The organism is Bacillus siamensis KCTC 13613 (assembly GCF_000262045.1).
Taxonomy (GTDB): domain Bacteria; phylum Bacillota; class Bacilli; order Bacillales; family Bacillaceae; genus Bacillus; species Bacillus siamensis.
Map to the genome: position 1 here is coordinate 1 of NZ_AJVF01000008.1, position 424 is coordinate 424.

Consider the following 424-nt stretch of genomic DNA (forward strand, 5'->3'; position numbering starts at 1 on the left):
CGGATAAAACGGATCATCGAGAAAACGCTCCTCCGTCAGTTCAGGACGGTTCAAATAGCCCCGGGCCACCCCTGTCCCCGCGATGTACAGCTCTCCGGCAACGCCCGCAGGCTGAACGGTTCCCCCGCCATCTAACACATAAAGACGGGTACCCGGAACGGGTTTTCCGATCGGAAGCCTTGTCCGTCCGCTGTCCCGTTTTCGGTCACAGACGTAAAATGCCGCATCAACCGTTGCTTCTGTCGGCCCGTAGCCGTGAATGAGCACGGTCTCCGGCAGAAGATCGGCAAACCGGGAAGCCGTAAGCGGTGAAAGAGCTTCCCCGCCGGCAAACACGCGTGTCAAGGTTTTGCCGAGGCGGATTCTTGTTTCCTCAGGCTCTGTTTCCAGCGCATCTAAAAAGCTGTTGACCATCGCCGGAATA

At 57.8% G+C, this 424-nt stretch carries 1 protein-coding gene; it reads right to left on the reverse strand.

Annotation, left to right across the window (positions count from 1 at the left end; all coding sequences use genetic code 11):
* On the reverse strand, positions 1–424 hold a 424-nt coding region (locus Y79_RS01000000119860; RefSeq protein WP_155816694.1), incomplete at both ends, for an AMP-binding protein.